Source organism: Photobacterium sp. 53610, from assembly GCF_036409375.1.
In the GTDB taxonomy this organism is placed as follows: domain Bacteria; phylum Pseudomonadota; class Gammaproteobacteria; order Enterobacterales; family Vibrionaceae; genus Photobacterium.
The window spans coordinates 288,331-307,322 of the sequence record NZ_JAXOFS010000001.1 but is presented as its reverse complement, the minus strand read 5'-3'; the positions used below and the strand labels follow the sequence as shown (position 1 = coordinate 307,322).

Below are 18,992 nucleotides of genomic sequence, written 5' to 3'. Positions count from 1 at the left end.
GTCCGGAATGCCATGGATGAAAAAGCTGCTATTTGTCGCAGCGCCCCTGCTTATTCTGTTCACCTTTGTCTCGGTCAGCTCACTGGAGTCCAATGCCGAATCTGTCAGTAAGGATCAGAATCTTGCCAGCTGGTTCATGATGCAATTGAGTGATGAATACAGTGAACTGATTTTTCAGCTTCAGGAATATGAGGCCGGACGTGCCGACCGAAATACTGTACTGCTGCAGTACGAAATTCTGCTCAGCCGCTTTAACTCCATCAACGTCAGCAGTCAGGTCAAACGGCTTCATGATATCTTCGGTTCCCTGCAAACCTTCAATGAACACTATCTGCTGGTCAAAAGCTACGAATCTTCGCTGCGTCATCTGAGCGAAAGAGATCAGGCTCATGGGTTACTGATAACTCTGAAGACCAACTACGACAACATGATGGGCTATGCTCTCAAAACTTTTCTCTACTCCAACAACACATTACGTTCAAAATTAGATGGTTTTATTTCCCTGCGCTGGCTCATACATGCTTTGCTGCTGTCTACGATCCTGATCGGCGTGATGATGATTTACCTGCTCAAAAAAGAGTCAGAAACACACCACAAACTGGCGATGTATGACTCGCTGACAGGCATTCACAACCGGCTCTGGCTGAACCGAAAACTGAAAGATCTGGAGAAAAACGGCACCGAGTTTGCGTTTTTCCTGATTGATTTGAACGGATTTAAGGAAGTGAATGACACCCTGGGACATGGTGCAGGCGATCAGTTGCTCAAAACCGTTGCCCGCCGTTTGGATAACCTGACTCACGATGGCATGGATGTAGCCAGAATGGGGGGAGATGAATTTGCCGTCATTCAGGTTTTTCCTCATGCCGTAAACAAAGAATATGTCTCACAGTTCCTGATCAATACGCTGGATCACGTCTTGCGGATTCCCATTCTGTTAAGCCATCGCGAAATCACCGTGTCTGCCAGCATCGGGCTGAGCGTGTTCACGCCCGGCAGTAAAAGTATCTCTGATTTACTGCAAGAGGCTGATTTCTCAATGTATGAAATGAAGCAGCAACTGAAGGTTGAACACACCTTTCCCCTCAGCCCGTTGCATCAGCCCAATGCAGACATGATGTCTGAGTATATCGAACGCCGGCCTTCTTAATTAGCCGCCCAGATATCATTGTCCATCACTTTACCGGTCTCCAGTAAGGTTTTGAGGTTACTGATCACGGCAGGCCAGCCTTCACTGACATCCTGATAACTCAGCGAGCCAGACTGAAGATCGCTGTGAATGACTGTCAGTCGTGTATCTGTGCCCAAACTTTCAAGCGCAATACTCACTTGCGATGAATGCACAGCTCCATGATGGCTGTCAGCCTCCTGCCAGCTCAGGACCAGATGGTGAGGTGGGTGGACAAGGAGCACTTTCCCCGTCACATCTTCAATTTCAGATCCATCTGCACGAATATGTGCCCACCGGCTGCCCACTTTCCAGTCAGACTCATTCACATGTCCCCAATACTTCTGGGTCATTTTCGGATCCAGAAGTGCGTTCCAGACCTCAGTATCTTTCGCTGCGATATAACTGACGTATTTAAATTGTTGCAGGCTCATAGTCACTCCTTTCCACAAGACAGCGAATCAGGCAAAGACAGCAAAATGGTCAACAAGATACAACCCACATCATCGTGCACCGTTTCATCTTCTCTATTGAGAGTAGCACTCCGTTGCCCGACCAGCCTGAACCTGCAACTACTTTTAATTACAGCTGTTTTCTCATTTGCAGCAAAGTCCAGGGCTGCCCTTCAAATACGCGGATTGCCTGATCGGCCTGATAGATATCAAAGCCCGCTCCCCGGTAGCAACTGACGGCAGAAAAATTATGTTCAAAAACGGCCAGCGAGACCTCTTCCGCACCAAACTCAACACGTGCTTTTTCGAGTGCAGCTTCAACCAATGCCCGGCCATAACCTTTACCGCGGTCAGACTCATTCACAATCAGCACACGGCAAAGCCTGCAACGTTTGGGATGCTTCTGGTTCAGTTCAACATAGCCTTTCACCTGGCCGGCAACGTGAAATAAAAAAGGATGGATTTCTGGGCGGGAAACGTGGTGTTCGATTTGATCAACTGTCAGGGGAAACTGGTAAACCGGACCTCCCCATAATAAATTGAATTCTTCATCTGCTATCCAATCGATAAGCAATGAGTAATCCTGCGGGGTAAAAGGTTCAAGCTGATAACGGGATTTGAGCCGTTCGGTGAACATGTTCTTCCTTATCACTAACTGACTGACGTATAGGTACTTTTTAATAATATGTCGCCGCGCAAACCGTTGCATTCAACGAAAGAAAAAAATCGTGTTGGTTAACAAAGTCATCTTCTGTTTCCAGATATGAAGACCTGGATAACTCTACGTAGTGAAGTGAATCCAGTTGCACTGCGTGCGCATAGCTTCTCTATAATTACGTTTCAGGTCAATACCTGTATGCATATTGATGAGAATAAACCACGTTTTTGAAGCCCGGGGACAAAAAAAGGAAGCAATCAATTGCTTCCTTTGAGATGTTGATACCCGCCGAAATTTATCACGAGGGGAAAATGTTGGTCCTGCTGTCCTGTCAGTCAGCAATCTCGAAGATCGAATCAATAATGATCGGCAGGTTGCCCCGAACCGACATAGCTCCGAAGACAGATCGGGCATGCAGACCTTTTTCTCCGAAAACTTCTGCCATCAGATCAGAACAGCCATCCAGAACTTTCGGATGCTGTTCGAAAGTCTCAGTCGCATTGATGAACCCCTGCAGCTTCACAACCCGACTGACGTTATCCAGACTGCCAACCGCTGATTTCACTGCAGCCAGAATATCCAGACCTGCTGCGCGGGCAAATGCATAACCTTGTTCGACGTTATATTCGCGTCCCAGCTTCCCTTTCGGTACCTCGGGAAAACCGGTCACCGGGCCTTTCCCGGATACGTACAGCAAATTGCCGGTTCGCACACAGTTCACATAGTTTCCTTGCGGTTCACTGACATGCGGCAATACTAAACCTAATTCAACAATCCTTTGTTCAATTGACATTCAGTCTCCCTCAAAAGCCATGCTTTGAAAACTTACCTCAACTCTCAATGGTGTCGAGATCAAGCTCCATGAAAATACTGAGCGGATGTTCCTGATACTGACCATACGGAGGACGTACCCTGTATCCCAATGTCTGATATAACCCCAGGGCTTCGGGCTGACTCACACCAGCTTCCAGGCGTGCCACCCGGACACCATTGTGTTTCAGATAATGGTGCAATGCATCCATGATCTGCCGTGAAATGCCCAGACCGCGGTAGCTGTCCAGGACAAACATCCGCTTGATCTCGCCATATTCGCCTTCATCATCCATCATTTTGACGGCGCCGATACCGGCCAGCGCGCCGCGTACAAAAGCACCAACAAGGTGAACATTCTCTTTCATCAGAGATTCTTCACTCTCCAGATTGTTTGTCTCCGGCGGATAGAGACTGTACATGTAATCATCGGACGCGCTGAGGATGCCTCGTACGTCGTCACGGTTGGGCATAATTTTTTGAATATACATAGTGTTAACCGAACGAAATTGTCACTGCCACACAGTCAAAAAATAGTGGTAATCATTGTTATCGTATTGAAATCCCAAAACTTATAAAAAGCGGGACAGCTTTTCGTGCTTCGGTCCGGGACCGAAAAAACGGAAGCGAAATCGCATAATAGCAATCTCGCGACAGGAAATTGAGTCTAACTTGCAAATCACCGCATTTTTGTGCACTCACGCACATAGTGACCATTGCTTACAATCCGCGCTGCCATTCCTCACGCAGCGGGATGACTGATTGCCAGATGAATCTGCGACAATAATTTTTGCTTGTCCTGCCCAAGAACACCTTTCAGAACGAGATAATTCGAAGCATGATCCGAACGGAAGATCGTTTTTTCCAACTCCAGATGTTCCAGCAATGTTTGCATCTCATGAAACAGCTCAGGTTGAGTCAACGGCCGGAATTTCCCGTCAAAACCAGCCGAGAAGCGATCCTGTCCCAGCGGAAAAGACACCACCAGCGTGGAAAGGTAATCCGGTTGCGCTTCATTCATCAGACGCGCAGAAGAAACGGCATGCTGTTCACTGAGCGCAGGGCCGCCTAAACCATTGAGAATCATCACCGAGCTTTTCATCCCCGCCGCTTTTATTTTTTCCAGGGCCGTCAGGGAAGAGGCATAGGTTTCGCCTTTCCGGACCCTTGCCAGCACTTCATCATCACCGCTCTCGCAGCCGACATACATCAGGCTCAGACCCAGTGAGCGGAGTTCCGCTAACTGCCCGACCGTTTTATTCGTCAGATTACGGGGCAGACAATAGCTGGATATGCGCGTCACGGACGGCAAATATTGTCTGATTAACTCACAGATCAGTTTCAACCGGGCATACGGCAAGGTCATGGCATCGCCATCTGCCAGAAAAACCCGGCTGACCCTTACACCACTGGCTGCAATCATTGTCAGCTCGCGCTCAATCTCTTCCGGCTTTTTAGGCCGAAACTTTTTCTGCGGCTGAGTGTACATTTCACAAAAAGTGCACTGATTATGACTGCAACCGTTCGTGACTTGTAAAATCAGAGACTTCCACTCAGAAGGCGGGCGAAAAACGGGTTCAATATAATCCAGCATCGGCTCACGTCCTTACTTAAGACATCATCATTTTTGGAGTCATGACAATTTTTGGAGTCATGGCACCAAAGACGGAGGCGTACCTTACTACAGGTTGCAGGGAGCTGCTATAAAACAGCGGAGACTTCAGTATGCTTAGCAAGCTTCAGATAAGATTTTCGCCTGATCCTGTCAGGATTGACCTACAAAGCGATGAGAGCTTCGGGCAGCGGAATACTCACCGTCCGTCCCGCCAGGCTTCTCACCCTATCTCTGCGTGCCAAAGTTCAGACGAAAAAAAACCGCTGATAGTTCAGCGATTTCTTTAAATGTGGCGGAAAGATAGGGATTTATCGCTCGCAAGCTCGCGCCCCTTCGGGCGTTGCCTGAAGGCAACGTGGTCTCGCTGCGCTCGGCTGAACCCAACCAGGCTTCTCACCCCTATCTCTGCGTGCCAAAGTTCAGACGAAAAAAAACCGCTGATAGTTCAGCGGTTTTTTTAAATGTGGCGGAGAGATAGGGATTTGAACCCTAGATACGCTATTAACGTATGCCGGTTTTCAAGACCGGTGCTTTCAACCACTCAGCCATCTCTCCGAAATGTGGCGGTGAGGGAGGGATTCGAACCCTCGATACGTTGCCGTATACACACTTTCCAGGCGTGCTCCTTCAGCCACTCGGACACCTCACCAAATTTTTATGTCACCGCCTGTCGCGGCAACGGCGGCTAATTTACTGGCTTGAGCCAATGGGGTCAAGGGCTTTTCCAAATTAGTTGTACTTTCTTGGCTTGAACGATGATGAAAAGATCAAATCGTTTTTTTCTTAGGCCTGACACTGGCTTATTTCTACACTAATAAGATATCTCTTTCTCATTCCATGACGTTTCAGTATGCGCAGATTCAAATCCCTTTGCCTTCTCTTACTGCTGCTGATCCCTTTTTTTTCTTGTTTCGCCAGTGAAGAGCCGCCAAGCTCGAAAGAAAATAAGCATCTCGCTGAATACAGCCAGGCACTAGAGAAACAAATTGAGATCGTACAGAGCCAGGAATCCACTCCGGAGAACGAAAAATTACTGGAACGCCTGCTTCAGGCACAAGATCAACTCCAAAAATCAAAAAGTTATCTCGAACAAATCAAGACCGACCAGCAACTGTTGGATAACTTCAGTGATGAGACCAAATCACTCAAATCAAAGATCGGAGAATTCAATGCGTCGACGTTCCCTGACTTCAGCAAATGGGGACAGGACCAGCTCACCCTTGAGATTGCAGAACAGGACAACAAACTCGAGCAATTGGATCTCCGCCGCCATAACTTTCGAAACGAACTGGAAGACATTGAAAGAAACATCGACGCTTTTCCAAAACGTGCAGAGCAGCTCCACCAGCAAGTGAACGATGCCGACAAAGCGCGAAAGCAGGCAGAGCGTGACCGGGATACGCAGCTTTTACTGGTTCACAATATTGAATACGACTTTTACAGCAATCAACTCTCAGCACTGGAAAGTGAGCAGCTGTCAGCGGATAACCGCAGAACACTGACCAAGCAAAAACTTCAGCTGGTGAATATTGAAATTGAGGCCCGTCAGGCCTATCGTAATAATCTCCAGCTGATGCTCAACCGGCTGTTAAGGACGGATGCAGAACAGTCTGCGCAGGATACCGATGCGCTGGTACAGGAACTGGAAGATTTGCCCCCCGAACTCAAGCAATTGAGTGAAGAAAACCGCCGCTATGCCAATGTACTGTCTGCCCTGTCTGATCAGCTCGATCAGGTTCAGACACTTCAGGAAAAAACCGATCAGCAGATTGAGCAGGTGGCGAAATCAGCCCAGGACCTGAACAACATGGCCGAGTGGCTGCCACTCAGTCCGGCATTCAGTGAAAACATGCGCACCCGCCTGAGCCGGTTACCAAGCCAGCCGGATATGGCAGGACTCGATAACAACATCGCTCAGAATCAGGTCCGAAAATATGAGTATCACCAGCGCTTTGAAGACCTCTCTGATATTGCCAAGTCGCCGCAGGCCAAAAATCTGTCAGAGGAACAAAAAGCACAACAAAGTGAGCTGATCAAAAATAATCTCTCCCTGCTCGAAAAGCTGATCGACAGCAGCGATATTCTGATTTACCAGCAAGCGACGCTGAAAGTCGCTTATGACAAGCTCGATTCTTCGTTAAATACACTGAAAAACAATGCCGCCAGACTCTTATTCTGGGCACCGGATACCAATGCTTTCAACCTGAAGTTGATTGAGAACACGCTGGAAAAATTACAGTGGTTTTTTTCACCGGTTCATTGGGTGGGCTTACTGAAAGTTCCGTTCGTCGCTGACCCAATCCTGCTGATCTTCTGTCTGGTGATCATCGGTCTGCTGATTACAGCACTCAGCTGGTGCAGAAAACGCTGGAAACGTTACCTGAAAGACACCAGCCATAAGATAGGCAAAGTGACGCAAGACAGATTCAGTTACAGCACAATCAACGTCGCCGTCTCCGGCCTCTTTGCCTGGCCGGTTCCACTGTCCGTTGCCGTTTTCGGTGCACTGTTGACGGCACTCTGGCAGCTTCCGTTTATCCATCACCTGGGTCAGGCATTGGCCCTTCCCTGGCCGCTGGTGATGTATTGTTTCATGCGGGAATTAGTCCGCCCTGACGGTTTACTGATCAAACATTTTGACTGGCACCCCAGCATCATTCAGCGGTGTTTCAGTCACTACCGGCGTTTAATCTGGATCTATTTGCCCATGATGATCCTTCAGAATTTCGCTTTCTTTTATAACGACAGCGAAGTGAACGCTACACTGGGCCGACTGGCATTTCTGATCAGTAATCTGGCCGTCAGCTTTTTCCTGTGGAAAATGGCCAGTGAACGTATTCCCATGACCTACCGGGATCTGCCGCAAGGTAATCTCCACATCGGCCATCATCTATTCTGGTGGACACTGATTCTGTTGCCGCAAATCCTCAATTATTTTGCACTGCAAGGTTACCTCGGTTCGGCACAAAAACTGATGTCGAAACTCGAATACGCGGCTGTTCTGGGTGTCTTTACGCTGCTGATCTATTACCTGATCAAACGACTGATGCTGATTCAGCGTCGCCGCCTTGCTTTTGAACGCGCCAAAGCCAGACGTCAGGAAATCCTCGCCCAGCGGAAAGCTGAAATACTGGAGTCGAAGGAAGAGCATGCCAGTCATGAACTGCAGATTGAAATTGAAGAGCCCGAGTTAGATCTGGATGTGATCAGCGCGCAGTCGCTCAGATTACTCCGCTCTCTCCTGCTGCTGATCTACCTGTTTCTCCTTGCGCTGCTCTCTTCCGATCTCTACCAGGCCACCAGCTTTCTTGAAGATATTACGCTGTGGGATGTCAGCGCGAACATTGATGGCATTGAGCAACTCAGCCACATCACCCTCAAGAGTGTTCTGCTGGCTTTACTGGCGCTGTGGCTGACCGCCATTATTGCGCGGGATTTACCGGGCGCCATGGAGTTACTGGTATTGCAGCATATCAGCCTGAGTCCGGGAACGGGCTACGCCATCACCTCACTGACCCGGTATCTGGCCATTTTCTTTGGCATTATTATCGGCTCTGCACTGATTGGCTTTGACTGGTCGAAGATGCAATGGCTGATCGCAGCACTCGGTGTGGGCTTGGGGTTTGGTTTGCAGGAAATATTCGCCAATTTTATTTCCGGCCTGATCATTTTATTTGAAAAGCCTATTCGTATCGGAGATACGGTCACCATCAGGGATTTAACGGGCGTTGTTGCCAAAATCAATACCCGGGCAACCACGATCGTGGACTGGGACAGGAAAGAAGTCATTGTTCCCAATAAAGCCTTTGTCACGGAACAGTTTGTGAACTGGTCACTCTCTGATTCCATCACCCGGGTGACCATTGCAATCAGCGTGAAGTATCTTTCCGATACTGAACTGGTCACCCGGCTGCTGTTTGAAGCCGCTGAAGAATGCGAGCTGGTACTGGATAATCCGGCTCCGGAAGTATTCTTTCTCAGTATCACTGCAGATGCGCAAAACTTTGAAGTGCGGGCGTATGCCGCTGAAACCGGGCACCGTCTGAGTCTCACACACGATCTCCACAGTCGGATCAAACGTAAGTTTCTCAGTCACGACATTGCCATCGCCCATCCGCAGCTTGAAGTCGCTATCAAGAAGCAACAACGACATCCGATGCGTTGACTTGTCCTTTCCTGACAATCAAAAAAGCAGCCTGAATCGGCTGCTTTTTATCAGATATTCATGTGCTTCAGGCTTGCTGATAATATCCCGGCACTCTGAACATTCGCCGGCAAGCTTCCAAAAACTGTCCGTAGACACCACCAAGCATGCCACTGACAACGGCATTACTGGCAACAGCAGTCATGATTTGCTCAGGCGCTGCGCCCACAGCCCACAAAATTGCGGCGTATACGGGTGACTGGAACAGTACATAAGCCAGCATATCAGAAAGAAATTTCATCCATTTCTGTTGGCTCAGTTGCGATCCCTGCCGAATCATCCAGTCCCGGAACACCCCATAAGGCCAGGCAATGGCGATATTGACCGGAATGGCGAGTGTTCGGGATGCCAAAGACTGCTGAAGCGTCATCCCGGAAACAAACACTTCAATCATCATGCCTGTAATAAAGCAAAAAACGACCATCGCAAAAGTGTCTGCCGCTGCATTACGCACGTTAAATTGTTCTTTCACTGCCACTCCGAAAAAAACAAAGAGATATTAACCAAAAAATAACACGATGAAAGACTATGCGACCGCAAAACCACCAACCACCCAGTCATATGCAGTATTAAATCAGCTTTTTTAAAAAATATCCCACCATATTGATATCAAGGTTGTCAATTTACTACTAATAAGTGTGATTCAGACCGAGTTTTTAGCTACTTGCGCATCATTGGCGTGCTACACGCTCCCAAAAGCACATCTGAAACGGTCATTTTATTACACTCTTCACGGGCAAAAACAGGCTCATGAGCCAGGTTCTGATATCAATAAACAGAATAAATCGTCAGGATAAAGAGTACGTATCAAAATCTGATAAAACGTTCCAAATGACCAATTCATCTCTTTTAAAACAATCTCTTATAAAACAGGCGTAATCAATAGCGAAGGTTTTTCAACGAATTAAATGCCTTTGCGTTACAAAAAAGTGGGTTTAAGGATCGGTACAGAAGGCAGTCGCAGGAAACACAGGAAAAGTGACAATAAAGTAATACATATGCTCATTCGTCACTCTGGCAGTAGATTTCACCAAAGAAAGTAAACTACATTTTCAACCACCAAACAGCAGAAATGAAAAAAGGGAGCCAGGCTCCCTTTCAAGTTTTGTCTCGGACACACTTAGTAGTTCAGGCTTAGCGTCACACCAGAGAAGCTGCTGTAGCCACGAACCATGACATGATATGTCTGTGATGCAGAAGCTGCGACATTACAAGTCTCACTGTTACCATAGCGATATGGACGGCAATCCCAAGAAGTCGTTGTTGGCTGGCTGCCTGCTTTCACATACAGATCCGCGTCACCTGAGCCACCGCTGATGCTTACAGACGCAGTCACAGACGATGGTACAGTGAAGGTATAACGCAGCTCAGTACCAGTGTTACCAGTCAGGCCAGTGATTGGCTTACCTTTTTCCAGCACATCAGTTGATGGTGGTGTTGTGCCACAGTTCGCGTTCACACCAACAGTATTAAAGGCATCAATAACATCAGCCGTGTTATAACCCAGATCCTGTGCCGCTTTCACAACACCACAACCGCCCTGGTCGAAGTTCGAATTTGGTGTCCAGTACATCTGGTTCGCAACCGCAAAGATTTCAAATCCCTTACGTGGATCCCAGCCAGCTTTATTCGACAGCAGGTAGTAAGCACGGTTGAATACACCACTTGAGTAGTGAACATTCAGACCCGAAGTATATTCAGATGCGTGGTCAATCGAACGGCCATCGCGAGAAGGCTGATCGAAATAACGTAATCCACCGGATTGCTTAAAGATATCGCTGCCGACTAACCAGTCAACATGACCGCGCATGTAGTATTCCGCAGCCTCACCCGCAATATCAGAGTAAGCTTCGTTCATACCACCGGACATATCACGGTATTCCAGGCCGGAGTTTTGCTCGGTGAAACCATGGCTGACTTCGTGCGCAGTGACGTTAATGTCAACCAGCGGATAGAAGGTGGTGGCACCATCACCGAAGGTCATCGCACTACCGTCCCAGAACGCATTTTCATATTTGGAACCATAGTGCACACGCATGGTCAGCTGGAACGTCAATGGTGAAGTGTTCAGCCAGTCTTTGTACATGTCGAAAACGACTTTACCAAAGTAGTGCGCGTCATTCAGCGGCGAATATGCGCCATTGATTTGCTTGTGATCATTGTAGTTACTGTCCGTCGAACAGTTATAGCTGAATGCGCTGGAACCCGAAGTTCCACCGTTCAGGTCTACAGTTTTCACCGCACTGGTATTCATGGTACAAGTCGAACCATTTTTCTCAACCATGAAGTTCGGGTAGTCGGTACCAAACTGATACTGACCGATCTTCTGGTTACCACCAGGGCCTGTGCCCGGTGCCTGAATGTGCGCAATGCTATCCCAGTTATCCACAACCGCACCCGTATTTGCATCAATGAAGTAATAAGGGCGTGACGGTTCATCACTGGCAACAAAGAAACTGACCTGATAAACAAGCTGTGCCTGATTGCTCTCATCCAGACGAACCATCAGTTTGACTTGTTCATTCTCAACCGGCAGCACCTCCCCGGCAACAGTATGTGCTGCTGCATGATGCGCCTTAGCAATCCCCAACGCTTTTTGACCTTCCAGTCCAGGCTGAATCGCAGGCAAATCCTGCTCTACATTCTGAACCATCTGACCATGGACCTGGCTCAGACCTTTTGCGTTCGTCGTCGCAACCACGCCCGAATTATAAATAGGTAAGCCTTTATACAGCTGCTGATAACGGACTTTTTGTTTACCATTCGGCAAGGTGATTGTTTTTACTGGTTGAAAACTGTTATTTAAAGGTGTCAGTGAACGTGCCGTTAGTCCTTGCTCAAGCACGGAAGCATCAGTCACATCGACAATGTTTGCTGCCATTGCAGGCAAAGTAAATAGAGAGCCTAGCGTTAATACTGCCAATTTTTGTCGTTTGTTTGTTTTCATTACTCATTCCTAGAGATTTTTAGCGAGCTGTCCTGTTTTTCCCCAACCAATAAACCACTTCACTACAGATGCTTTATCGCCATACTTCTGAGGCCTTCCTGTTTCAGCCCTGTTATAGGTTGATTTGCTTTTTGTTAAAAGCCAGTCAACTGTGGCGTACTTTTTCAATTTGTTGCAAACAAAATAATTAAAAAATAGGGAGGGATGTGTATATGTTAATTAACACTTTATTAACAAACAAAACAGTTATTAAGAGCAAAAACTCTAAAGTCAATGGAAAACAACGAGTTGACACAAATATCAATGTATTAAAATCTTTACACTTTGGTATCAACTAATATACAGATACAGGTGAAATGAAAATTAAAATGTAATTTCTGGAGTGAAAATGAATAGTGACTCGCAAATATTTCCCTTATTTACTTTGGGGAAATATTAAGTTTTATTCAATAAACTTTTTTGATTTTTTCAAAACTTTATTGTGTTAAATCTTAATTGATATGCCGTGTTGAAATCATGTCTCAGAAACATTCCCTGAACATCACTCTTTCATGACATTTTGATGAAAAACGCGAGTTGGTTATTTTTCAATCACAATCAATTCGGACTAGAATTCCAATCAACAGACCATGATCTTCTGACAATGTAGAATGCAACATTTCAATATGAAAAAAGCCCGCTGTATTCACAGCGGGCTTTCAGGATATGGCGGTGAGGGAGGGATTCGAACCCTCGATACGTTGCCGTATACACACTTTCCAGGCGTGCTCCTTCAGCCACTCGGACACCTCACCAAATTGTTTGATCACCGTTTCTCGGCGACGGGGCGTACTATAGTGATCCTCTCATAACAGGTCAACCCAAATTCTTACATTGGCGATCAAGTGGGTAATTTTCCATCAGACATGCCGCAATCCCCCCATTTTGGGACCAATCAAAAGAACAACGCTGTGTCTTCCGGCTTCGCCTGCTACAATACCGGCATTCTGCTACAGGCTCTGCCACGCCAAGCCTGTTCATTCGATAAGAGAACGGATCATGTCTGCACAACTTTCAGTCATTTTGCAAAATTCTGAACTCAGTCAGCATTTACTGTCTGAGCACCAAACCCGAGGCTTTGTCACTGCGATGGCTGCTGCCCCGCACCTGCTGGATCCGGCTGAATGGCTGGCCTATCTGTGGGGCGGAGAAGAGACCTCTCCTTTCACCAGCCATGAAGCATTAGAAGAGTATGCCAACGCTATTGTTGAGCTTTGGAATGAATCCAGACAGACGCTGCTTTCAAACACCTGGCAATGGCCTGAAGCCTGTCAGCTTGATGACAAGGAACTGGTGACTGAAACAACCCGGGAATTTGCAGAGGGTGTGTTACAAGGCTGGCAACTGGCGCGTGACGACTGGGAAACCATCATGCCGGAAAATAGTCAGGACAATGCTTTATTAGGGGGTGTGCTGCTTTCCATCAGTTTGCTGTACGATCCGGAAAGTGCCATGGCGGCACTCACTGAACAAGGTGCAGAAGGCTTAGCGCAATTTGAAGAAATCTACCATGCTGTACCCCAGATGCTGTGCGGTCTTACCCAACGCGCACAACAACTCACTGATGAAAACCCCTGATCTTTTGATGAGCCTCTGATTCTCGCCTTGTTGAGATGATAAAAAGTTAGGATGAAAAAAGCGGCTTTAAGCCGCTTTTTCTGTATGAGAGCAGTACCTGTTTTGTCAGGCGTTCCCTTTCACTTGCATTTGTAGTGAAGCAGCGAAATCCAGCATGCGGTTTAACGGGATCAGTGATTTTTGACGAATCGCTTCATCAACAAAAATTTCGTGCTGCTCACCGCCTTCACGAAGTGCCGTTTCAATCGCTTTCAAACCGTTCATCGCCATCCAGGGACAATGCGCACAGCTCCGGCAAGTTGCACCAGCCCCCGCTGTTGGTGCTTCGATCAATTCTTTCTCTGGCACCATTTGCTGCATTTTAAAGAAGATGCCTTTATCCGTGGCCACAATCAGTTTTTGCTGTGGCAGGCTCTTCGCTGCTTTAATTAACTGACTGGTCGATCCAACAGCATCTGCTAATGCAACCACACTGGCAGGTGATTCCGGGTGGACTAAAATCGCAGCATCCGGATGTAAGTGTTTCATATCTTTCAGTGCTTTGGCAGAGAACTCGTCATGAACAACGCACTCCCCCTGCCACAGCAACATATCAGCACCGGTTTTTTTCTGGATGTAGCTTCCCAGATGGCGATCCGGCCCCCAGATAATTGGCTTACCTTCGCTATCAAGATGCTCAATAATTTCCAGGGCGATACTTGAAGTCACGACCCAGTCCGCGCGTGCTTTTACCGCTGCTGAGGTATTTGCATAAACAACAACGGTATGATCAGGATGTGCATCGCAGAATTCGGTAAACGCTTCCTCAGGACAGCCCAGGTCCAGGGAACATTCAGCTTCCAGTGTCGGCATCAGAACCTGTTTCTCTGGTGTCAGGATCTTGGCAGATTCCCCCATAAAGCGAACACCGCAAATAATTAAGGTTTTCGCTGGGTGCTGGTTACCAAAGCGTGCCATTTCCAGAGAATCACCAACAAAACCACCGGTTTCTTCAGCCAGCGCCTGAATCTCAGGGTCAGTATAATAATGCGCAATCAGCACTGCTTCTTTCTCTTTCAACAGCGCTTTAATTTTCGCTTTATAGTCTTGCTGCTCGTCCACAGTCAGCGGCGTCGGCTTAGGCGGGAATGGGTAAATCATTTCTGTAGGGTCAAATGTCAGACTCATTACGTCTTGCTCTATCGCTCGTCCTTTCAATCCGGGCATTATACACTGCATTAGCAGTGGAGTACCAATACGGATCGCAAAGGATGAAGCTCACCATCAACCCACAGCGTCACTGGATTGATGGCGAAGATATTCATCTGACTGAATGCAGGAGGTTTACTTCAGTGATTTCAGGCTCTTTGTCGCCTGTTGGGAAGTGGCCGTATTCGGGTATTCTGCAATTACCTGCTGATACAGTTTTTTCGCCTCTTCCGGCTTTTTCTCACGTTCAGCCAGGACGCCCATCTTCAGCAGCGCATCACCACGCTTATTCGAATCTTTGTAATTGGCGACCGACTGGAAATGCGATTTTGCCTCAGACAATTTGTTCTGAGTGAAATACAGCTGCCCCAACCAGTAATGCGCGTTCGCTGCATAGACAGATTCTGGATAAGCTGACAGGAATTCGTTAAACGCAGTAATCGCTCCGGCATAATCCTTTTCTTTAAGGATCAGATTCACGGCCTGGTCATAGGCAGAATTCTCATCAGCATTCGCTGCATAAGACTCGCCGCCAGCCGTCTCTGCCTGGTCGTCTTTTGCTTTCGCCGGTTGCTCACGGCTCAGTTTGTCAATTTCACGATATAGCTCACGCTGACGTTCCAGCATCTGCTTCATATCATAGCTATTTCGTTCAACCATACCGCGCAGTTCACCGACTTCACGGGACAGTTCATCAAGTTGACGCTGCATCTCCAGTTGCATCTGGCTACGCGCTTCAAACATACGTTCCAAACGTTGCAGACTGCTTTCACTGCCAGAGGAGCCTGAATTCAGCTCTGTAACAGGAGCAGGTGCGGCGACCACTGGGGTCGCCGCACCAATCAGCAACGTTAATGCGATGTTTCGCATCATGTTACTGTTCATCTTAATGGCCTTTCATTAGTAAACCAGAACCGAACGACGGTTCTTCGCGTAATCGGCATCAGTGTGGCCCAGTACCAGCGGCTTCTCTTCACCGTAACTTACGATTGAAATCTGGCTTGCAGAAACACCCAGTGCTTGCAGGTATTTAGCAACTGCATTTGCACGGCGCTCACCCAGAGCGATGTTGTACTCAGGTGTACCACGCTCATCGGCGTGACCTTCGACAACAATTTTCACATCGCTGTGGTTACGCAGGTAATCAGCGTGTGCTTCCAGCATTTCCTGGTAGCTGTCCTGAATTTCTGCATTATCAAACTGGAAGTAGATAGTTTGCTCTTGACGCAACTGCTGGTTGCGAACTTCCTGCTCTGACATAGCCGCTGAACCAGAATCTACAGGAGTTACAACAGTAGTCTCTGTACCAGTCGTCGCACCAGCGTTCGTTTGAGCTGCAGAGCTGTCAGTACTTTCAGTAGAGCTACAAGCAGCCAGAGTAAACATTGGCAGCGCAATTGCCAAACCCTTTAAAACTTTATTCAGTTGCATTATTTTTCCTTATATATCGCTTTATTGCGGTGAACCTTATAAAAACGGTCCCCAAGATGGTGCCCTAACTCGACCACTGGTGGCTGGCAAACGGGCTTTGAAACGCCCATCAATAGACACCAGAGACAATTCGTTAGACTTGTTATTTACCGAACTGTAGATAACCATCCCACCGTTCGGCGCAATGCTTGGAGATTCATCCAGGAAAGTCTTGGTCAGAATCTGCAACGCACCAGTTTTCAAATCCTGTTTAGCAATGTTGTAGCCAGAATCCGATCTGTGCACCATCACCAAATAACGCCCATCCGGAGTCAGCTGACCACCGAGGTTTTGCGATCCCTGCCATGTCAGACGCTCAGTCGAACCGTCAGCTAAATTTACTCGATATATCTGAGGTTTACCACCTCTGTCTGACGTGAAGATCATCGATTGACCGCTTGGATCCCAAAACGCTTCAGTGTTGTTCGCTCGTCCGTCAGTCACCTGTTTCATCTTCTTAGTCTGCAAATCCATCACGTAGACCTGCAAACTCCCGCTTTTTGACAGAACCATGGCCAGCTTCCTGCCATCTGGCGAGAATCGAGGAGAGCCATTGTGTCTTGGGAATGAGGCGACCATTTCCCGGGTCCCATTTGTAATATTCATAATAAAAATCTGGGACTGCTGATTTTCAAAGCTGACATAAGCCAGCTGATTCCCATCCGGAGACCAGGATGGCGACATTAATGGCTGTTTCGACTTAAGAACCAGCTGCTCGTTATAACCATCGTAATCAGAAATGCGCAGCTGGTATGGATAGTCTGAGCGATCGTCAATCACGACGTAGGCAATACGCGTCAGAAACGCGCCTTTCTCGCCTGTCAGTTTCTCATAAACCACGTCCGAGATACGGTGCGAGAACTGGCGCAGACGGTTCAGTCTGACCGTCGCACGGTTGTGCAACAAAATATGATCACTGGTCTGAACCAGCTGGCCATTTTCCAGACCGCGACTTTCGCCATTTGTCAGTTGCCCGCGCACCACATCAATCAGTTTGTAGTTGATGACATAATTCCCGTCGGCATTCTTCGAAACTGAACCTGTCACCAGGGCATCAACACCCATGGCTGTCCATGCGGCGTAATCAATCTCTGCATCTGTCGCTGGTGTCTGCGGCATTTCGCTGGGTGCGACAGGACTGAATTTACCACTGCGGCGCAAATCAGATGCAATTACAGAAGCCATGTCGACCGGTGCAGCACCATTCCCTTCCCACTGAAACGGAATAATCCCGATAGGCCGGGCAGAGTTAACACCTTCGGTGATCACCAGTTCCAGTTCAGCATGCGCTAATTGACTCATCGTGAGCAGGGCTGCGCACAGGCCCAATATCCAACGTTTCATTTAGCCTTTCCTCTTAACTTACTGGCTTCACGGTTAAGCGAATTGATCGCACTTTCTCCGCCACAGCCGGATCCTCCGGCATCGGGAACTGGCTGACTTTCACAACAGCGGCTTTAGCGGCACGACAAAGACTGTTGTCCCCGCCAACATCCGCAACATCCAGCAATAAGCCGCTTGCCGAAAGGCGCATTTGCAAATTGCATTCTTTCCCGTTAAAACTCGGATCAGTCAGCAGATTTTGTTGAATCATCTGTTTATAGATTTCACCATACCGAGCAGCTTCATCTGCAATAAACTGCCCTTTCGCTCCGCCACGCTGCTCACTTTCCGCTTCCAGACCAGCGAACATATCATTGAGTGCAGCCTCCTGCTGACGCTGCAACTCTTTTGCTTCTTTCGCCTTCCGTTCAGCTTCCTTTCGGGCAGCTTCAGCTTTACGGGCCGCTTCTTCCGCTTTCTTCTTCGCGGCTAATTTGGCTTTTCGCTCTTCTTCCGCTTTACGGGCAGCCTCTTCAGCGCGTTTTTGCTCTTCAACTTTCTTCTGACGGGCAATTTCAGCCTGACGGGCCGCTTCTTCAGCTTCCTGTTTCGCTTTGAGTTTCACCTGACGTTCAGCTTCGGCTTTCTTCGCAGCTTCACGAGCGACACGTGCTTCTTCGTCCGCCTGACGCTTCTCTTCGGCAGCTTTCGCTTTTTCGCGCGAAATCCGCTCACGTTCAGCATCCGCTTCACGGGCCGCTTTTTCAGCCTGAAGTTTGTCGGCTCTCAATTTACGCAGGCGTTCTTCTTCAGCCTGACGTTGCTGTTCAAGCGCTGCAGCCTGTTGTTCCAGACGCTCTAAACGCTCTTTTTCCGCCTTCTTCGCCGCGTCACGCTGCTCGCGGATCTTGCGGGCTTGCTGATTCACCAGTGCCGGATCGACGACCACAGCCTGAATTGTTGACCCGGCGGGTTTCGGTTTCGATGTGGTAAAATCCGCCCCCCAAATCAACGCAGCAATCAGTACAGCATGAAAAAATAACGAAACGATGATAGCAACTGAGTAGTTGTTTTTTTTCATTGACTTCCCTACTGCTCAAGCGGCTCTGTCATGAGTCCCACAGAGCCAACACCCGCCTGATTTAAGGCATCCAGTGTTTCGATAATGGCTGAATAAGGTACTCTTGCATCACCGCCAACCATCACCGGCGTTTTCGGGTTCAATTGCAACTCGGCTTTCACCCGGGTCAGTAGTTCTGTCAGTGCCAGACCCCGGATCATGTCGCCGTTATCGACACTCAGACCCAGCTGTCCGTCTTTATCCACTTCAACAATGATGGGCGAGCCGCTGTCATTTTCACCAGCCAGTTCTGCTGCTGTTTTTGCCGTATGTGTTGCCGGCAAATCAACATCAACGCCCTGCGTGACGAAAGGCGCTGTGACCATAAAAATGATCAGCAGCACCAGCATGACATCAATATAAGGCACTACATTGATTTCAGCCGTCATTTTCCGTTTTTTCGGTTGATACGCTGCCATG

At 48.1% G+C, this 18,992-nt stretch carries 16 protein-coding genes, 3 tRNA genes and 1 other RNA gene; 3 read left to right on the top strand and 17 right to left on the bottom strand.

Annotation, left to right across the window (positions count from 1 at the left end):
• Positions 1 to 16: 16 nt before the first annotated feature.
• On the top strand, positions 17 to 1,150 hold the full coding sequence (locus SPK40_RS01495; protein ID WP_248140798.1) for a GGDEF domain-containing protein: 1,134 nt from the start codon (positions 17 to 19) through the stop codon (positions 1,148 to 1,150).
• Here SPK40_RS01495 and SPK40_RS01490 read toward each other — a convergent pair.
• The 8 genes from SPK40_RS01490 to SPK40_RS01455 all read right to left on the bottom strand — a co-directional run bounded on the left by SPK40_RS01490 (position 1,147) and on the right by SPK40_RS01455 (position 5,352).
• On the bottom strand, positions 1,147 to 1,602 hold the full coding sequence (locus tag SPK40_RS01490) for an SRPBCC domain-containing protein (protein ID WP_330959183.1): 456 nt from the start codon (positions 1,600 to 1,602) through the stop codon (positions 1,147 to 1,149). The genes SPK40_RS01495 and SPK40_RS01490 overlap by 4 nt on opposite strands.
• A gap of 148 nt (positions 1,603 to 1,750) precedes the next feature.
• Positions 1,751 to 2,257 (bottom strand): GNAT family N-acetyltransferase, encoded by a 507-nt coding sequence (locus SPK40_RS01485; RefSeq protein ID WP_248140802.1) that lies wholly within the window; start codon positions 2,255 to 2,257, stop codon positions 1,751 to 1,753.
• A 352-nt stretch (positions 2,258 to 2,609) separates the two neighbouring features.
• Positions 2,610 to 3,071 (bottom strand): RidA family protein, encoded by a 462-nt coding sequence (locus tag SPK40_RS01480; protein ID WP_330959182.1) that lies wholly within the window; start codon positions 3,069 to 3,071, stop codon positions 2,610 to 2,612.
• A gap of 37 nt (positions 3,072 to 3,108) precedes the next feature.
• Positions 3,109 to 3,579: a GNAT family N-acetyltransferase gene (locus tag SPK40_RS01475; RefSeq protein ID WP_248140805.1), complete on the bottom strand. Its 471-nt coding sequence runs from the start codon at positions 3,577 to 3,579 to the stop codon at positions 3,109 to 3,111.
• 251 nt (positions 3,580 to 3,830) lie between these two features.
• A complete protein-coding gene (locus SPK40_RS01470) occupies positions 3,831 to 4,682 on the bottom strand; it encodes a radical SAM protein (RefSeq protein WP_330959181.1) in 852 nt (283 codons plus the stop codon).
• 311 nt (positions 4,683 to 4,993) lie between these two features.
• A non-coding RNA gene (locus SPK40_RS01465) (RtT sRNA) lies at positions 4,994 to 5,121 on the bottom strand.
• A 46-nt stretch (positions 5,122 to 5,167) separates the two neighbouring features.
• Positions 5,168 to 5,258 (bottom strand) — tRNA-Ser (locus tag SPK40_RS01460).
• Positions 5,259 to 5,264: 6 nt separating this feature from the next.
• Positions 5,265 to 5,352 (bottom strand) — tRNA-Ser (locus tag SPK40_RS01455).
• 201 nt (positions 5,353 to 5,553) lie between these two features.
• Between SPK40_RS01455 and mscM the strand changes: the two genes are divergently transcribed.
• Entirely contained in the window at positions 5,554 to 8,868 is a 3,315-nt protein-coding gene (gene mscM / locus SPK40_RS01450) for a miniconductance mechanosensitive channel MscM (protein WP_330959180.1), read from the top strand.
• Positions 8,869 to 8,935: 67 nt separating this feature from the next.
• Here the strand turns inward: mscM and SPK40_RS01445 are convergent, their stop codons facing one another.
• The 3 genes from SPK40_RS01445 to SPK40_RS01435 form a co-directional block, all read right to left on the bottom strand.
• The gene (locus SPK40_RS01445) at positions 8,936 to 9,385 is read right to left on the bottom strand and encodes an L-alanine exporter AlaE (RefSeq protein WP_330959179.1); all 450 of its coding nucleotides are present in this window, start codon (positions 9,383 to 9,385) and stop codon (positions 8,936 to 8,938) included.
• 642 nt (positions 9,386 to 10,027) lie between these two features.
• Positions 10,028 to 11,854 carry a M4 family metallopeptidase gene (locus SPK40_RS01440; protein ID WP_442957537.1) on the bottom strand — a complete coding sequence of 609 codons (1,827 nt, stop codon included), beginning with the start codon at positions 11,852 to 11,854 and terminating at the stop codon, positions 10,028 to 10,030.
• Between the two features lie 706 nt (positions 11,855 to 12,560).
• Positions 12,561 to 12,648 (bottom strand) — tRNA-Ser (locus tag SPK40_RS01435).
• 244 nt (positions 12,649 to 12,892) lie between these two features.
• On the opposite strand from SPK40_RS01435, the gene SPK40_RS01430 reads away from it, so the two are divergent.
• Positions 12,893 to 13,471, top strand: a complete 579-nt coding sequence (locus SPK40_RS01430; protein ID WP_330959178.1) for a UPF0149 family protein — start codon at positions 12,893 to 12,895, stop codon at positions 13,469 to 13,471.
• Between the two features lie 105 nt (positions 13,472 to 13,576).
• Here the strand turns inward: SPK40_RS01430 and nadA are convergent, their stop codons facing one another.
• The 6 genes from nadA to tolR form a co-directional block, all read right to left on the bottom strand.
• Positions 13,577 to 14,638 carry a quinolinate synthase NadA gene (gene nadA / locus SPK40_RS01425; protein ID WP_248140822.1) on the bottom strand — a complete coding sequence of 354 codons (1,062 nt, stop codon included), beginning with the start codon at positions 14,636 to 14,638 and terminating at the stop codon, positions 13,577 to 13,579.
• A gap of 156 nt (positions 14,639 to 14,794) precedes the next feature.
• Positions 14,795 to 15,544, bottom strand: a complete 750-nt coding sequence (gene ybgF, locus SPK40_RS01420) for a tol-pal system protein YbgF (RefSeq protein ID WP_248140824.1) — start codon at positions 15,542 to 15,544, stop codon at positions 14,795 to 14,797.
• 15 nt (positions 15,545 to 15,559) lie between these two features.
• Entirely contained in the window at positions 15,560 to 16,090 is a 531-nt protein-coding gene (pal, locus tag SPK40_RS01415; protein ID WP_248140826.1) for a peptidoglycan-associated lipoprotein Pal, read from the bottom strand.
• A 36-nt stretch (positions 16,091 to 16,126) separates the two neighbouring features.
• Complete coding sequence (gene tolB / locus SPK40_RS01410) at positions 16,127 to 17,473, bottom strand: Tol-Pal system beta propeller repeat protein TolB (protein WP_248140828.1); 1,347 nt, start codon at positions 17,471 to 17,473, stop codon at positions 16,127 to 16,129.
• A gap of 13 nt (positions 17,474 to 17,486) precedes the next feature.
• Positions 17,487 to 18,533, bottom strand: coding sequence for a cell envelope integrity protein TolA (tolA, locus tag SPK40_RS01405; protein WP_248140830.1), 1,047 nt, complete (start codon positions 18,531 to 18,533; stop codon positions 17,487 to 17,489).
• Positions 18,534 to 18,541: 8 nt separating this feature from the next.
• Positions 18,542 to 18,991 carry a protein TolR gene (tolR, locus tag SPK40_RS01400; RefSeq protein ID WP_248140832.1) on the bottom strand — a complete coding sequence of 150 codons (450 nt, stop codon included), beginning with the start codon at positions 18,989 to 18,991 and terminating at the stop codon, positions 18,542 to 18,544.
• Position 18,992 lies beyond the last annotated feature (1 nt).

Bases quoted from the DNA above. Each gene is read 5' to 3' on its own strand.
- SPK40_RS01495 (WP_248140798.1), top strand. From the start codon at position 17: ATGAAAAAGCTGCTATTTGTCGCAGCGCCCCTGCTTATTCTGTTCACC.
- SPK40_RS01490 (WP_330959183.1), bottom strand. From the start codon at position 1,602: ATGAGCCTGCAACAATTTAAATACGTCAGTTATATCGCAGCGAAAGAT.
- SPK40_RS01485 (WP_248140802.1), bottom strand. From the start codon at position 2,257: ATGTTCACCGAACGGCTCAAATCCCGTTATCAGCTTGAACCTTTTACC.
- SPK40_RS01480 (WP_330959182.1), bottom strand. From the start codon at position 3,071: ATGTCAATTGAACAAAGGATTGTTGAATTAGGTTTAGTATTGCCGCAT.
- SPK40_RS01475 (WP_248140805.1), bottom strand. From the start codon at position 3,579: ATGTATATTCAAAAAATTATGCCCAACCGTGACGACGTACGAGGCATC.
- SPK40_RS01470 (WP_330959181.1), bottom strand. From the start codon at position 4,682: ATGCTGGATTATATTGAACCCGTTTTTCGCCCGCCTTCTGAGTGGAAG.
- mscM (WP_330959180.1), top strand. From the start codon at position 5,554: ATGCGCAGATTCAAATCCCTTTGCCTTCTCTTACTGCTGCTGATCCCT.
- SPK40_RS01440 (WP_442957537.1), bottom strand. From the start codon at position 11,854: ATGAAAACAAACAAACGACAAAAATTGGCAGTATTAACGCTAGGCTCT.
- SPK40_RS01430 (WP_330959178.1), top strand. From the start codon at position 12,893: ATGTCTGCACAACTTTCAGTCATTTTGCAAAATTCTGAACTCAGTCAG.
- nadA (WP_248140822.1), bottom strand. From the start codon at position 14,638: ATGAGTCTGACATTTGACCCTACAGAAATGATTTACCCATTCCCGCCT.
- ybgF (WP_248140824.1), bottom strand. From the start codon at position 15,544: ATGAACAGTAACATGATGCGAAACATCGCATTAACGTTGCTGATTGGT.
- pal (WP_248140826.1), bottom strand. From the start codon at position 16,090: ATGCAACTGAATAAAGTTTTAAAGGGTTTGGCAATTGCGCTGCCAATG.
- tolB (WP_248140828.1), bottom strand. From the start codon at position 17,473: ATGAAACGTTGGATATTGGGCCTGTGCGCAGCCCTGCTCACGATGAGT.
- tolA (WP_248140830.1), bottom strand. From the start codon at position 18,533: ATGAAAAAAAACAACTACTCAGTTGCTATCATCGTTTCGTTATTTTTT.
- tolR (WP_248140832.1), bottom strand. From the start codon at position 18,991: ATGGCAGCGTATCAACCGAAAAAACGGAAAATGACGGCTGAAATCAAT.